The sequence below is a fragment of the Pseudarthrobacter sp. Y6 genome, from assembly GCF_050156205.1.
Classification (GTDB): domain Bacteria; phylum Actinomycetota; class Actinomycetes; order Actinomycetales; family Micrococcaceae; genus Arthrobacter.
The window spans coordinates 496,884-510,187 of sequence record NZ_CP189574.1; the positions used below are offsets into that span (position 1 = coordinate 496,884).

15 protein-coding genes are annotated in these 13,304 nt (G+C 62.4%); 13 read left to right on the forward strand and 2 right to left on the reverse strand.

Annotation, left to right across the window (positions count from 1 at the left end):
* Positions 1 to 34 precede the first annotated feature (34 nt).
* The 9 genes from ACQCSW_RS02405 (at position 35) to ACQCSW_RS02445 (ending at position 6,882) form a co-directional block, all read left to right on the forward strand.
* Positions 35 to 1,357 (forward strand): ABC transporter substrate-binding protein, encoded by a 1,323-nt coding sequence (locus ACQCSW_RS02405; RefSeq protein WP_426989345.1) that lies wholly within the window; start codon positions 35 to 37, stop codon positions 1,355 to 1,357.
* Positions 1,358 to 1,443: 86 nt separating this feature from the next.
* Positions 1,444 to 2,331 (forward strand): sugar ABC transporter permease, encoded by an 888-nt coding sequence (locus tag ACQCSW_RS02410; RefSeq protein WP_354250092.1) that lies wholly within the window; start codon positions 1,444 to 1,446, stop codon positions 2,329 to 2,331.
* An 89-nt stretch (positions 2,332 to 2,420) separates the two neighbouring features.
* On the forward strand, positions 2,421 to 3,221 hold the full coding sequence (locus tag ACQCSW_RS02415; protein WP_426989346.1) for a carbohydrate ABC transporter permease: 801 nt from the start codon (positions 2,421 to 2,423) through the stop codon (positions 3,219 to 3,221).
* Positions 3,218 to 3,955 (forward strand): GntR family transcriptional regulator, encoded by a 738-nt coding sequence (locus ACQCSW_RS02420; protein ID WP_426989347.1) that lies wholly within the window; start codon positions 3,218 to 3,220, stop codon positions 3,953 to 3,955. Before ACQCSW_RS02415 ends, ACQCSW_RS02420 begins: the two co-directional genes overlap by 4 nt.
* A 100-nt stretch (positions 3,956 to 4,055) precedes the next feature.
* Positions 4,056 to 5,027 (forward strand): ROK family protein, encoded by a 972-nt coding sequence (locus ACQCSW_RS02425; protein WP_426989348.1) that lies wholly within the window; start codon positions 4,056 to 4,058, stop codon positions 5,025 to 5,027.
* Positions 5,012 to 5,698 carry an N-acetylmannosamine-6-phosphate 2-epimerase gene (locus ACQCSW_RS02430; protein WP_426989349.1) on the forward strand — a complete coding sequence of 229 codons (687 nt, stop codon included), beginning with the start codon at positions 5,012 to 5,014 and terminating at the stop codon, positions 5,696 to 5,698. Before ACQCSW_RS02425 ends, ACQCSW_RS02430 begins: the two co-directional genes overlap by 16 nt.
* 214 nt (positions 5,699 to 5,912) lie before the next feature.
* Positions 5,913 to 6,227 (forward strand): transposase, encoded by a 315-nt coding sequence (locus ACQCSW_RS02435; protein WP_426989350.1) that lies wholly within the window; start codon positions 5,913 to 5,915, stop codon positions 6,225 to 6,227.
* Positions 6,224 to 6,433: a transposase gene (locus ACQCSW_RS02440; protein WP_426989351.1), complete on the forward strand. Its 210-nt coding sequence runs from the start codon at positions 6,224 to 6,226 to the stop codon at positions 6,431 to 6,433. Before ACQCSW_RS02435 ends, ACQCSW_RS02440 begins: the two co-directional genes overlap by 4 nt.
* Positions 6,433 to 6,882 (forward strand): transposase, encoded by a 450-nt coding sequence (locus ACQCSW_RS02445; protein ID WP_426989352.1) that lies wholly within the window; start codon positions 6,433 to 6,435, stop codon positions 6,880 to 6,882. Before ACQCSW_RS02440 ends, ACQCSW_RS02445 begins: the two co-directional genes overlap by 1 nt.
* A 31-nt stretch (positions 6,883 to 6,913) precedes the next feature.
* On the opposite strand, the gene ACQCSW_RS02450 is transcribed toward ACQCSW_RS02445, so the two are convergent.
* Positions 6,914 to 7,801, reverse strand: coding sequence for an alpha/beta fold hydrolase (locus ACQCSW_RS02450; RefSeq protein ID WP_426989353.1), 888 nt, complete (start codon positions 7,799 to 7,801; stop codon positions 6,914 to 6,916).
* A 67-nt stretch (positions 7,802 to 7,868) separates the two neighbouring features.
* On the opposite strand from ACQCSW_RS02450, the gene lysS reads away from it, so the two are divergent.
* The 3 genes from lysS to ACQCSW_RS02465 all read left to right on the forward strand — a co-directional run bounded on the left by lysS (position 7,869) and on the right by ACQCSW_RS02465 (position 10,058).
* Entirely contained in the window at positions 7,869 to 9,401 is a 1,533-nt protein-coding gene (gene lysS / locus ACQCSW_RS02455; protein WP_426989354.1) for a lysine--tRNA ligase, read from the forward strand.
* A 2-nt stretch (positions 9,402 to 9,403) separates the two neighbouring features.
* Entirely contained in the window at positions 9,404 to 9,583 is a 180-nt protein-coding gene (locus ACQCSW_RS02460; protein WP_426989355.1) for a hypothetical protein, read from the forward strand.
* A gap of 145 nt (positions 9,584 to 9,728) precedes the next feature.
* Positions 9,729 to 10,058, forward strand: coding sequence for a histone-like nucleoid-structuring protein Lsr2 (locus ACQCSW_RS02465; RefSeq protein WP_111907486.1), 330 nt, complete (start codon positions 9,729 to 9,731; stop codon positions 10,056 to 10,058).
* A 285-nt stretch (positions 10,059 to 10,343) separates the two neighbouring features.
* Here the strand turns inward: ACQCSW_RS02465 and ACQCSW_RS02470 are convergent, their stop codons facing one another.
* On the reverse strand, positions 10,344 to 10,613 hold the full coding sequence (locus ACQCSW_RS02470; protein ID WP_426989356.1) for a hypothetical protein: 270 nt from the start codon (positions 10,611 to 10,613) through the stop codon (positions 10,344 to 10,346).
* A 107-nt stretch (positions 10,614 to 10,720) separates the two neighbouring features.
* Between ACQCSW_RS02470 and ACQCSW_RS02475 the strand changes: the two genes are divergently transcribed.
* A complete protein-coding gene (locus ACQCSW_RS02475) occupies positions 10,721 to 13,213 on the forward strand; it encodes an ATP-dependent Clp protease ATP-binding subunit (RefSeq protein ID WP_354250075.1) in 2,493 nt (830 codons plus the stop codon).
* Positions 13,214 to 13,304 lie beyond the last annotated feature (91 nt).

Sequence of the window (13,304 nt, forward strand, 5' to 3'; positions counted from 1 at the left end):
TCTATAGAAATTGGTCTAGATCACTTGGAGAGTCATGATTAAGAAAAGTCTCGCAGTCGTGGGGGCGGCGCTGCTGGCCGCAACAGCTCTCGCCGCTTGTAGCCCGTCCGGAGGAACTAAGGAGGAAACTGCCACAGGAACAGTAAAAATGGTGGCTTGGCCTGGCCCGGAGGGTGACGCCATGGCCAAGGTGGTAGACGTCTATAACAGCAACCAGGGAAAAAAGGACGGGATCAAGGTCGAGCTGTCGCTGCTGTCCCGGCAGGACACGTTCTCCAAGGAGACAGCACTCATGGCGTCCAAATCCGCGGACATGGATATCTACTGGACTGCGTCTTATAACGTGGGCCAGTTCGCGGGATCGCTGGAACCGCTGCAGGGGATCGACACCGGGAACTACTTCCCGGTCGCCGTCGACGGACTCAAGTACAAAGACGAGCTGTACGGCCTCCCGCTGGATGTGAGCAACCATTTCCTGCTCTACCGCAAGGACCTCGTGGATGCGTTGCTGACGGATCCTTCCGCGCAGGCCGAGTATGCGAAGATCAGCGCCGCTGTCCTCGGAACAGCCCGCGCACCCAAGGACCCGCAGAACTGGGATCTGGACGACTACAAGGCGATGGCCGCATTCTTCTCAAAGGCTGAGAACGTGAACTCCCCCACTCAGTACGGAACAATCCTGCAGGGCAAGAACCTGCTGTATAACACGATGATCTGGAACGACATCCTGTGGGGCTTCGGCGGAAACTGGGCCAGCAACGGTCAGGCGAGCCTCGATAGCGACGCCGGCAAGAAGGCAGTCCAGCTGTACGCAGACATCTACAAGAACAAATGGACCTCGCCGGACAGCTCCCAAGCAGAATTCCCCGAGACCCAAGCGGCCCTGCAGTCCGGAAGCGCGGCGTTCGCCATCCAGTGGTCCGCGGCCTTTGCCGACCTCAATAATCCGGCCAAGTCGCCGCAGGTGGCAGGCAAGATCGCTATCGCCCCTGTTCCTGGCGGGAAGACCCACGTACACGCGCTGGCCGTTTCCCTCAACAAGTACAGCAACAACAAGGGCGCCGCAAAGAAGTGGCTGACCTACCTTGCGACACCTGACGCCATGACGCAATATGCCGAAGCAGGAGGCATCCCGGCCATGCCTCAGGTCCTGGAAGCGAAAAAGTCCATCAACCCGGCGTTTGCACAGGTTTCGGAGAGCATCTCAAAGCACGGCTTTGCCGAACCCGTCTTCCCCAAAACGTTCAATGCCTACAGCAAAATCGCTGAAGACCTCAGCGGCGCATGGGTTGGACAGACTCCGGTGGACGAAGCAGTCAAAACAGCAAACCTTAACCTTCAAGAGCTCCTCGGCTAGTCCAGGACAACTTCTGACCAACCGTTAGGGCGGGGTCTGCAGCAGCAGACCCCGCCCCCGGCCCGATACCAACGAAAGAATAAGTCATGGCCTCCATTGCCAGACGCAGCAGCAGATCAGCCGCCGCCCTACTGCTCAGCACCCCGCTGATCCTGTTCGCCCTCATCTTTGTTCTCTACCCGCTGTCCTCTGGCATTCTCACGGCATTCCAATCGGCGACACTCCTTGACCCCTCGACGGACTTCAACGGCATCCGAAACTTCGCCTCGTTGTTCACCAGCGTCGGATTCGCCAAATCGGCCGGATTCACCCTCGGCTTCTCTGCCGTCGTAGTCAGCATCGAAATGGTCCTAGGATTCGGGCTAGCTCTACTCGTGAACCGACAGTTCCCCGGTAAAAAAGTGTTCTTCACCATGATTCTGCTGCCCATCATGGTGGCCCCGGCGCTGCTGGGGATCATGTTCCGACTCCTGCTCAACGGAGACATCGGCGCCGTTCCCGCCGTGCTGCAGCAGCTGGGACTGAGCGTCTCCCTTTTCTCCCCCGACTCGGTAGTACCGCTCCTGGTCGTTCTCGACGTACTGCAATGGACACCATTTACCTTTCTGATCATCTATTCAGGCCTCCAGTCCTTCCCCACCGAGTTGCTCGAGGCGTCCGCCATGGACGGCGCCGGCTACTTCCGCTCACTCGGGAGCATCGTGATGCCGGTCCTGGCCCCCGTCCTCTTCGCCGCTTTCTTCCTACGCGCAATCGACGCACTGAGAACCTTCGACGTGATTTATGTATTGACCGCGGGAGGGCCAGGCACGAGCACGACCACCCTGAGCATCTTCATCTACAAGACCGCATTCGAATCGGGTGACTTCGGAAAGGCCGCAGCGGCAGCGCTTGTTGTATTGATCTGTCTCCTCCCGTTCGTGCCCTTCATGGTCAAACGCATTGCCTCCACCGGAATGGACGTCAAAAAATGAGCTCCGCCACAAACCGCCTGGTAAGGACACAACCAGAAATTCCCGTGTCACGGAAGCGACTCCGGGGCGGCCAGGGCAACCGGCGATGGATGTTCACGGCCATCGTCGGCATAATAGCCCTCGGCGTCAACATCCCGCTGATTAACTCCGTCCTCGTCAGTTTGAAGCCCGACGGCGAAATCGCGCAGAACCCGCTTTCGCTGCCCTTGGCCCCGACCATTGCCCATTACGCGAATGTGTTGTACGGATCGGGATACAATTTTCCAAAGTTTTTCCTCAACTCGGCCATGATCTCCCTCGGCACGGTACTCGTCGTTCTCCTGCTCGCCGTGCCCGCCACATACGCGATCGTCAGACTGGGATTCGGCGGCCGGTGGATCATCAGCAGCGCCTCTGGACTTCGGTTACTTCCCGCGATCTTCTTTGTCGTACCGTTCTTCCTCTTGTTTTCCGTGCTCGGCCTGCAGGACACCGTCCCCGGCCTCATTGCCGCAAACACCTTCCTCAATCTCCCCCTCGCAGTCATATTGCTGGCCGCCAGCCTTCGCGACATCCCCAATGAGATCGAGGAAGCGGCAGCCGTGGACGGGGCCAGCGTCTACCGGACGCTGTCGGCCATCGTTCTTCCAATGTTGGCCCCGGCCATGGTGGCGGTCGCCGTGTTGGTCTTCATCTTTTCCTGGAACGACTACCTCTTCGCCCTGGTACTGTCCACGTCGAACGCGACGCCTGTGACACTGGGGGCGGCGAACTTTATTACCAGCACCGGCATCCGCTGGGGAGATATCTCCGCCGCCTCGTTTCTTTCGACACTTCCGCCCCTGATTTTCGCGGTTTTCGCCCAGCGGTACCTGGTAAGCGGCCTCACAGCTGGTGCAATTAAGGGATGACCACGCAAGAGCAATCCATCATGCCAAGAATCTATAAGTACGAAAAGGTCGCCGTCGCCTTGCGGGACTTCATCCGCTCATCGCTGTCGCCCTTCGATGCGTTGCCTTCCGAGCGCGAACTCATGGCCCAATACAGTGTTAGCCGGATGACCGTACGCCAGGCCATCGCCATACTCGCAGACGAGGGACTCGTCTACAACGTACACGGCTCCGGAACCTACGTGGGGTCCTCGGACCTCGTCTACAAGACACCCAAACTCACCTCGTTCAGCGAAGACATGGCCAACCGCGGATATAAGGCCACCTCCGGGATACTGGGGTTGTCCTACGAACATGCCGACGAGAGCATCGCCCGGTCCCTCGGCATCCCCTCAGGGTCGGAGTGCACCCACATCCGCAGACTTCGGCTGGCGGATAACAAACCCATGGCCATCGAAGACGTGTACCTGCCCCGCGCAGTGCTTGACATTGAACAGTTTCAGTTGCGCGAATCCCTCTACCAGCAGCTCAGTGCTGGCGGGCACGGTATAGTCCGGGCCGACCAGGAAATCAGGGCCATCACTCTTGACGCAGAGTCGGCCAGACTCCTGGAGGTCTCTCCCAGCGCGGCAGCTCTTCTCGTGACCCGCGTCGGCTCGTCCCGTAAGGGAAACCTGATCGAGTTTGCCCGCACAATCTACCGGGCTGATCGATACACGTTCCAGCTGGCCGTGACCCGGGAACCCGAAAAATGAGCCGACCCGCCGTCGGAGCAGCCACCCGGACGTGGATGCAGCCTCAAACCGTAGGGCCGCAACGGTGAAAAGCATTCTTCGTCCTTGCAAAGGAAATGGCATGTCCCACGCAATTGGCATAGACCTTGGCGGCACGAAAACCGCGGCCGGAGTCGTCGGGGCGGACGGATCATTGCTGTTCACGGATGAGACCCCCACGCTGAACCGAAGCGGTCCGGAGGCAATTCTCGACGCCACCGAACGGCTGGCATCCCGGCTGCGGTCACGGGCAGCTTCCATGGGAATCACGGTTTACGCCCTTGGGATCGGCTCCGCTGGGGTGATCAACGCCGAACAGGGCAGCGTCATTTCCGCCACGGATGCTATTGCCGGCTGGGCCGGAACGCAGATCGCCACCACACTCACTGCCCGGCTCGGGCTGCCGGTCCGCGTTGTCAACGATGTCCACGCCCACGCTATGGGCGAGGCATGGGTGGGAGCCGCGGCGGGTGCTTCAAGCACGCTCATGGTGGCCTTCGGAACCGGCGTTGGCGGGTCCTTCATCAGCCGCGGAGAGCCCTTACTGGGGCATCGGTTCGTAGGAGGCCATGTCGGCCACTTCGCTTCCAGCTACGCCGTTGACGAAGCAGGGGGCCTGCTAAAATGCTCCTGCGGCCACTACGGTCATGTCGAGTCAATAGCGTCGGGTCCTGCCCTCCACGCCCACTATCTTCGTGCCGGAGGGGATCCGTCCGCCTCGGACACCCGGCAGGTCTTCGACCGCGCTAACACCGGCGAACCGATCGCGCGTGCCGCCATTTCATACGCCGCCCGTGCCGCCGGGCAGGCTGTCGGCGGCCTGGGAAACATCATGGACCCGGAAGTCGTCGTTGTCTCCGGAGGACTGGCGGACGCCGGACACTTGTGGTGGGACACCATGGTGGCCGCGGCGAAAGCTGAACTTATGCCGCCGCTGTCAGGACTGCGTATTGTCCCGGCCGGCCTCGGCAACAAGGCCGCCATCGTTGGCGCGGCCAGCCTCGTATTGAGACAAGAAGGTCCCAAAAAGGAGTTACCGTGCCCAGCAAACTGATCGATCTCGAGACGCTCAAAGGCCAGCTGATAGTTTCTGTCCAGGCCTACCCCGGAGAGCCGATGCGAGACCCCCGGACCATAGCCCAGATCGCTGCCTCGGCAGTCATCGGAGGAGCCGCCGCAGTCCGAGTGCAGGGGATCGCGGACATCCAATTCACACGAAGCGCCGTGGAAGTACCGGTGATCGGGCTCTGGAAAGATGGTCTCGGGGATGTCTTCATCACGCCCACGCTGCGCCACGCCCTTTCCTGCGCCAACGCCGGGGCCCACATCGTGGCACTCGACGGCACCCGGCGCCCACGGCCCGATGGACTGGACCTCGCCACCACCATCAAGGCCGTCCACGCCGACTCCAACGCTCTCGTCATGGCTGACTGCGGTTCCTTCGACGACGCCGTTGCTGCCGTCGACGCCGGTGCGGACATCATCGGAACCACCCTGGCCGGCTACACGGGTTCACGCGAGAAGACCCAGGGGCCGGATCTTGACCTGATCACCCAAATAGCCGCCGCTGATCTTGGGGTGCCGCTGTTCGCTGAGGGTCGTATCCGCACGCCCGCCGAGGCCCGCCTCGCACTTGACCGCGGTGCGTTCGCTGTGGTGGTAGGAACGGCCATCACACACCCAGCCTCCGTCACCGGCTGGTTCAAGGATGCACTCACCGCCTAGCGGGCCGTCGAGTCGCGTTCGGCTCCGACGAAGCGAACAGCTGCCGGACGTTCAAACCTGTAGCTCAGATTCGGTGCGCAGCCGAGCTAAAACGGCTCTCCTGACAGATGTGTGGGTCAGGATTTTTGTGGTAAATGAGAAAGCATGGGTAACCCGGTAGGTTTGGAAGTTCTCACACTGCCCAAACCGTTCCGGAGCGCGATTCAAGGGTCTGGTGAACCTGGGCGCGGATGAGATTTCGTGGAAGAAAAACCACAATTACCTGACCCTGGTTTCGGATCATGAGACCTCGAAAATCGTGTGGGGCGCCCTGGGGAAAAACGCTGCGACGATGGACGGGTTCTTCGAGGAGATCGGCCCGGAGAACACGGCCACGATTGAGGCGGTAAGCATGGATATGGGCCTGGCATTCATCAAGTCCGTGAGGGCGGGAAATCTTCGCCGGGGACCTGAACTCAGCCGACGTCATGGACATGATCGGTCGATGGCGCGAGGCGGCCACGGGCTCCGGTTTTCCCCGCATTCATGAAGGCAGCAGCGACCATCCGAGGCCACACCCAAGGGATCCACGCGGCCGTCACCCGGGGCCTGTCCAATGGCCGGGATGAAGGGCTGAACAACAAGATCCGCACCATGACCGGAAGGTCCTACGGATTCCACACCCAACACGCCGCACTCGCCCTGATCACGCTCGCCTGCGGCCCCATCAAGATCGGGCTCCCGTACCAGAAATAATGCCACCCACATTCACGACAGGAGAGCCGGAAATGATTGATGAGGCCGCCGTCTGGCAACTGGCCCCGCCGGTGGTCGTGGCCGATGCCGGGTACGGGGAAATCACCGCGTTCCGCCAGGGCCTGACCGAACGGCGTATCGGGTACATGCTCGTGCTCAAGGCCTCCACCAGCACCCACCCAGCCACCGCGGAGCCCGGACCCGCGCACTGCAGTGGGCGGGGGCCCCGCGGGACGGACCCGTACCGGGAGAAGCCTTCCTCGCCGCGGGACCTCGCCCTCGCCGCGGGACGGACACAGCTGCACCAGGCCACCTGGCGCCACGGCACCAAAACCGGACCCGGGAACCGGACCGCGGCCATGACATCACGCTTCCTGGCCCTGCGCGTCCGCCCCGCCAACCGCGACATCCCGCTGAACGAAGACAGGTCCTTGCCCGAGGCTGGGTAGGCGCGCGGCGAAGCGGCCTTCCGATGAAGCCCTACCGGCGCCTCCCCAGCCTCCGGACCTGGCCGTCGCTGCCGTTGATGAACCGGGCAATCCGCACGACCAGCCCCTTGCCGGGACGGATGGGACCCTCATGCAGCTGGCCGGGGACCACCTGGAAATTGATGGATGGCACAGCGGCGGCCAGTTGCCGGCCCGTCTCGGCAAAGTAGGCCGGACTCCAGCCGCCGCTGAGCATCAGGATGGGGGTGGTGAGGGCGGTGAAATTGTCCAGTTCGGCGTCGGCGTCGAGTACGGCACGCATTTCGGTGACGGCCGTGGGCAGCAGTTGGCGCATTTCCGCGCCCAGGTTGGTCCTGGCGGAGAGGATGCTCAGCATGCGCAGCGCGCCGAGCGGCAGGTAGGACAGCGGGCCGGCCGTGGACAGGCCCTGGACCAGGTGCGCCCAGGCGTGGTTGAGTTGCCCCGCGGTGACTGCATCCTCAAGCTCCGGCCGCCAGCGGTGGCTCAGGTTTCCGGACAGCGATACCGCGGCGTCATAGGTCACCAGCCGGCCCATGGGCAGGGTCCGGGCCGCCTGCAGCGCCACGAAGCCGCCGTAGCTGTGGGCCACCACGTCCGTGGAACCCGTCTCGCGCATGACCGCCGCAAGGTCGCTGACCTCCGTCTTCACCGAATAGTCCGCCGGCTGCGGGGCTGACCCCGCCCTGCCTCGGCGGTTGTAACAGTGCACCGGCCGGCCCAGCAGGACGCTGAGCTTCCGGCCAAAAGGCCGGTAGAGGGCGTCGGTGACCAAAGTGCCGTGGATGAGTACGACGCCGGGAGGTCCCGCCGCCGTGCTCGGGCCCAGTCCCGCCGGGGTGCGGAACGAGTGCACGTCGAGGCGCCCGCCGTCCTCCGCTTCAACTTTCCACGTCTCCACAGCCCGAGTCTATGCCTGGGCGTTCGCCGGGAACCGGTGGGGCGAACTCCCGGTAAACTTGGGGATTGTGACTTCCCAAAACACCCCCGCCCCCAAAAACGCCCCAGAGCCGCTCGACGCCAGCGAACAGATGCGCATCCGCATGGACAAGCGCGTCAAGCTGATCGAACGCGGTACCGAGGCATACCCGGTGGGAGTGGAACGCACGCATTCCCTCACAGAGATCCGCGAGAAGTACGCGCACCTTGAGGCTGACGACACCACCGGCGACGTTGTGGGCGTCACCGGCCGCGTGGTTTTTGTGCGCAATACCGGCAAGCTGTGCTTCGCCACGCTCCAGGAAGGCGGCGTTGACGGCAAGGGCACCCGGCTCCAGGCGATGATTAGCCTTGCCAACGTGGGCGAGGAAGCGCTCGCGGATTGGAAGGCGCTGGCGGACCTCGGCGACCATGTGTTCATTAAGGGCGAAGTGATTTCCTCCCGCCGCGGCGAGCTGTCCGTCATGGCCGAGTCATGGTCCATGGCCTCCAAGGCACTCCGCCCGTTGCCGGTGCTGCACGCGGAACTGAACGAGGAAACCCGCGTCCGCCAGCGTTATGTGGACCTGATGGTGCGCGACGAAGCCCGGGAAATGGTCTACACCCGCGCCGCGATTACCCGTTCCATCCGCGAGAGCCTGCACCGCCACAGCTACGTCGAGGTGGAAACTCCGATCCTGCAGCTGGTCCACGGCGGCGCCCTGGCCCGCCCGTTCGAGACGCATATGAACGCGTTCGACCAGAAGATGACCCTTCGCATTGCCACCGAGCTGTACCTCAAGCGTGCTGTTGTGGGCGGGATCGATCGCGTCTACGACATGGGCCGCGTCTTCCGCAACGAGGGTGTGGACTCCACCCACAGCCCCGAATTCACCACCCTTGAGTGCTACGAAGCCTGGGCGGACCAGTTCGTCATGGCCGAGCGCATCAAGGAGATCATCCTCGACGCCGCTGACGCCGTGGGTGTCGGCCGCACCCTCCAGACGGGAGCCGGGGAGATCAACCTCGACGGCGACTGGGCCTGGGTTTCTGTCTATCCGGGGCTGTCCGACGCCGTAGGCCAGGAAGTCACGCCTGACACGTCGCTTGAGGTGCTGCGCGAAATCGCAGAGAAGCACGAGGTCAAGGTGGACCCGAAGTGGGACGCCGAAAAGCTGGCCGTGGAACTGTTCGGCGAAATTGTGGAACCCACCCTGCTGAACCCCACTTTTGTGTACGACTACCCGCCGTCCGCCCAGCCCCTGGCCCGCCCGCACCGGGAGGACGGCCGGCTGATCGAAGCCTGGGACCTCATCATCGGCGGCATGGAACGCGGCACGGCCTTCTCCGAGCTGATCGACCCCGTCATCCAGCGGGAGCGGCTCACCGATCAGTCCCGGCACGCGGCCGCGGGCGATGACGAGGCCATGCACTTGGACGAGGACTTCCTGCGCGCCCTCGAATACGGCGCGCCGCCCATGGGTGGCATCGGCTTGGGTATTGACCGGCTGGTTATGTTGTTCACCGGCGCCGGTATCCGCGAGACCATCCTTTTCCCACTTCTGAAGCCTGAAGGGCACTGACCATGGAATATGTAGCCGTTCTCCTGCCCTCACTGGTGGTGGGTCTGCTTTTCTGGTTCGCCATGAAATCCATCTTCAATGCCGATAAGTCCGAGCGTAAGGCCGAAGCACGGGCCCAGGCCGAAGCGGAATCGCGTTCCGGTGTGCCATTGAACGAACAGAACCCGGAACCTGATAAATAAATCGAAAGAACTTTCTGCGGGTTCCTGTGGATATCCGCAGGAACGATTCGACGCTTTGACGCGTTGCCATAGAGAGGTTCATACTTTTTACAGGAACATCCTCATTTTCTGACAAACCGAACCTTTCCGGGAGGAAGACTATTTAATGGCACAGAAAGTAAACATCATCCTCGTCGATGATCTGGATGGCGGATCTGCGGACGAGAACGTCCGTTTTGGCCTCGACGGGGTCAGCTACGAAATCGATCTGTCCTCGGCCAACGCGGCCGAGTTCCGTTCTGCCCTGGAGCGCTTTGTTGCCGCCGGGCGCAAGACCTCGGCCGGCAGGGCCACCCGCACCAAAGCGGTTGCAGGCGCCCGCGCCAACGACTCCGCACAGATCCGCCAATGGGCACGGGATAACGGCTACACGGTTAACAGCCGCGGCCGAATTCAGGCTGAAATCCAGGAAGCCTACCAAAAGGCGAATTCCTGACCTTCCGCCTCTCCGGCTGCGTATTAGGCCCTGTCTTCACCTTCGGGTGGGGGCAGGGTTTTTTGATGCCAATTGTGAATGCTTAAAGACGGACTTGAGTAGGCGCAAAACCCGTGCTGACTAACGGCCTCCGGGCGTACCGTTGGGCTAATCGTCGCGCAATTTCCCTGGGATGAGCCGGCGATTCGGTTTGAGCCTTCGGTCTGGGACGCCCGCTCGAATTCGCCCACTCGAATCTTTGCGTGGCGGGAGCCTGGAATGTCTGTAATTAGCGGGTCTCGGCGATTAACGGCCTGCCGAGCCCGCCAAGGCGAGGAATGCGCCGACGAAGCTCAGCGCGGACACCGGATTCTGGATTGCGGCGTTGATCCGGGACATGGCGCTGACAAATGTCGCATCATCGGTGGCGCGCAGCCCCGGCATCACCGAGCAGGCGAAGGAGTAGTAGAGCCCCCGATCCCGGCGAGGGCTACGTTCGCGGCGGTCATGAGCAGGGTGATGACTTCCATGACGTTCTCCTTGCCTGAGGTCCTTGCATTGATCCAAGGCGGCCATGGTGACGGGAGGTTGAACACGTCATGTTTCCCCTGTGGCGAACACGCTCCCCAAGAGTGGGTCTGCCACGTAGCATCAAAGTACGTCGTAGCTAGGAGTGTGGCGAAATGTTTGAGCGATTTACGGACCGTGCCCGTCGCGTAGTTGTGCTTGCCCAAGAAGAGGCACGCATGCTGAACCACAATTACATTGGTACCGAACACATCCTCTTGGGTCTGATCCATGAAGGTGAGGGCGTTGCCGCCAAAGCTCTTGAGTCCTTGAGCATTTCGCTCGACGGCGTGCGCGAGCAGGTACAGGAGATCATCGGCCAGGGCCAGCAGGCCCCGTCCGGTCACATTCCCTTCACCCCACGCGCCAAGAAAGTGCTGGAACTCTCGCTGCGCGAAGCCCTGCAGCTGGGCCACAACTACATCGGCACGGAGCACATCCTGCTGGGCCTCATCCGCGAGGGTGAAGGTGTTGCCGCCCAGGTGCTCGTCAAGCTCGGGGCAGACCTCAACCGGGTCCGCCAGCAGGTCATCCAGCTGCTCTCCGGCTATCAGGGCAAGGAAACCACCGGCGCAGGTGTCGGCCCCGGTCAGCCCGAAGGCACTCCTGCCGGCTCCGTGGTTCTGGACCAGTTCGGCCGCAACCTGACGCAGGCTGCGCGCGAGAACAAGCTTGACCCGGTGATCGGACGCGAATCCGAAATGGAACGCGTTATGCAGGTCCTTTCGCGCCGCACCAAGAACAACCCTGTCCTGATCGGTGAGCCCGGCGTCGGCAAGACCGCCGTCGTCGAAGGCCTCGCCCAGGCGATCGTCCGCGGCGACGTCCCGGAAACCATCAAGGACAAGCAGCTGTACACTCTGGACCTCGGTTCACTGGTGGCCGGCTCCCGGTACCGCGGTGACTTCGAAGAGCGACTGAAAAAGGTCCTTAAGGAAATCCGCACCCGCGGCGACATCATCCTCTTCATCGACGAGATCCACACGCTTGTGGGTGCCGGCGCTGCTGAAGGGGCCATCGATGCTGCGTCCATCCTGAAGCCCATGCTGGCGCGCGGTGAACTGCAGACCATCGGTGCCACCACCCTGGATGAGTACCGCAAGCACATCGAGAAGGATGCCGCGCTGGAGCGCCGCTTCCAGCCGATCCAGGTCAAGGAGCCTTCGGTTGCGCATGCGATTGAGATCCTCAAGGGTCTGCGTGACCGCTACGAGGCGCACCACCGCGTAACCATCACCGACGGCGCCCTCGCCTCCGCTGCGAACCTCTCCGAGCGCTACATCTCGGACCGCTTCCTGCCGGACAAGGCGATCGACCTGATCGACGAGGCCGGCGCCCGGTTGCGTATCCGCCGGATGACCGCTCCGCCGGAGCTGAAGGCCATGGATGAGCGGATCGCCAAGCTGAAGATGGAGAAGGAATCCGCCATCGACGCCCAGGACTTCGAAGGCGCCGCTTCGCTCCGGGACAAGGAGCAGAAGCTCATCACCGAGCGCTCGGAGAAGGAACGCCACTGGAAGTCCGGCGGCATGGACGATATCTCCGAGGTGGACGAGGACCTGATCGCTGAAGTTCTGGCGAACTCCACAGGCATCCCGGTCTTCAAGCTGACTGAGGAAGAGTCCTCGCGTCTGCTGCACATGGAAGACGAGCTGCACAAGCGTGTGGTGGGCCAGAACGAGGCCATTAGGTCCCTGTCCCAGGCTATCCGCCGTACCCGTGCTGGTCTGAAGGACCCCAAGCGCCCCGGCGGCTCGTTCATCTTCGCCGGCCCCACCGGCGTCGGCAAGACCGAACTTGCCAAGGCCCTGGCCGAGTTCCTGTTCGGTGACGAGGATGCCCTCATCACCCTGGACATGTCCGAGTACTCCGAAAAGCACACGGTTTCGCGGCTCTTCGGTGCCCCTCCGGGCTACGTCGGCTACGAAGAGGGTGGCCAGCTGACCGAGAAGGTTCGCCGTCGCCCGTTCTCCGTGGTCCTGTTCGACGAAGTGGAAAAGGCGCACGCTGACCTCTTCAACTCACTCCTTCAGATCCTGGAAGACGGCCGCCTGACCGATTCCGCTGGCCGTGTGGTGGACTTCAAGAACACCGTGATCATCATGACCACCAACCTGGGTACCCGGGACATCTCCAAGAGCGTTGCCACCGGCTTCCAGTCCGGCACAGACACACAGACCGGCTACAACCGGATGCGTGCCCGTGTGACGGAGGAGCTTAAGCAGCACTTCCGTCCGGAGTTCCTGAACCGTGTGGATGACGTTGTGGTGTTCCCGCAGCTCACCCAGGACGAGATCATCGAGATCGTGGACATGTTCGTTGGCCGCCTGGAGAAGCGACTCAAGGACAAGGACATGGGCATTGAGCTCACGCCCAAGGCCAAGGTGCTCCTGGCTACCCGCGGCTACGATCCCGCCATGGGTGCCCGGCCGCTGCGCCGCACCATCCAGCGCGAGATCGAGGACCAGCTCTCCGAGAAGATCCTGTTCGGCGAGCTCCACGCGGGCGACATCGTTGTAGTGGACGTGGATGGCGAAGGCGACGACGCCAAGTTCACGTTCGCCGGCAACGCCAAGCCGCGCATCCCGGAGATCGCCCCGAGCGTCTAACTTCGTTGCGTCAGCCAAGGGCCCTGCCTGCTCCCACCGGGAGCAGGCGGGGCCTTTGCGTTGTCATGCGCAGCCGCCCCTGCCTCGTAGG

Excerpts from the sequence above, each read along its gene's own strand:
- ACQCSW_RS02445 (WP_426989352.1), top strand. The coding sequence starts at position 6,433 with ATGCCACCCACATTCACGACAGGAGAGCCGGAAATGATTGATGAGGCC.
- ACQCSW_RS02460 (WP_426989355.1), top strand. The coding sequence starts at position 9,404 with ATGGAATATGTAGCCGTTCTCCTGCCCTCACTGGTGGTGGGTCTGCTT.
- ACQCSW_RS02465 (WP_111907486.1), top strand. The coding sequence starts at position 9,729 with ATGGCACAGAAAGTAAACATCATCCTCGTCGATGATCTGGATGGCGGA.
- ACQCSW_RS02475 (WP_354250075.1), top strand. The coding sequence starts at position 10,721 with ATGTTTGAGCGATTTACGGACCGTGCCCGTCGCGTAGTTGTGCTTGCC.
- ACQCSW_RS02415 (WP_426989346.1), top strand. The coding sequence starts at position 2,421 with ATGTTCACGGCCATCGTCGGCATAATAGCCCTCGGCGTCAACATCCCG.
- ACQCSW_RS02410 (WP_354250092.1), top strand. The coding sequence starts at position 1,444 with ATGGCCTCCATTGCCAGACGCAGCAGCAGATCAGCCGCCGCCCTACTG.
- ACQCSW_RS02420 (WP_426989347.1), top strand. The coding sequence starts at position 3,218 with ATGACCACGCAAGAGCAATCCATCATGCCAAGAATCTATAAGTACGAA.
- ACQCSW_RS02405 (WP_426989345.1), top strand. The coding sequence starts at position 35 with ATGATTAAGAAAAGTCTCGCAGTCGTGGGGGCGGCGCTGCTGGCCGCA.
- ACQCSW_RS02470 (WP_426989356.1), bottom strand. The coding sequence starts at position 10,613 with ATGGCCGCCTTGGATCAATGCAAGGACCTCAGGCAAGGAGAACGTCAT.
- ACQCSW_RS02425 (WP_426989348.1), top strand. The coding sequence starts at position 4,056 with ATGTCCCACGCAATTGGCATAGACCTTGGCGGCACGAAAACCGCGGCC.
- ACQCSW_RS02440 (WP_426989351.1), top strand. The coding sequence starts at position 6,224 with ATGAAGGCAGCAGCGACCATCCGAGGCCACACCCAAGGGATCCACGCG.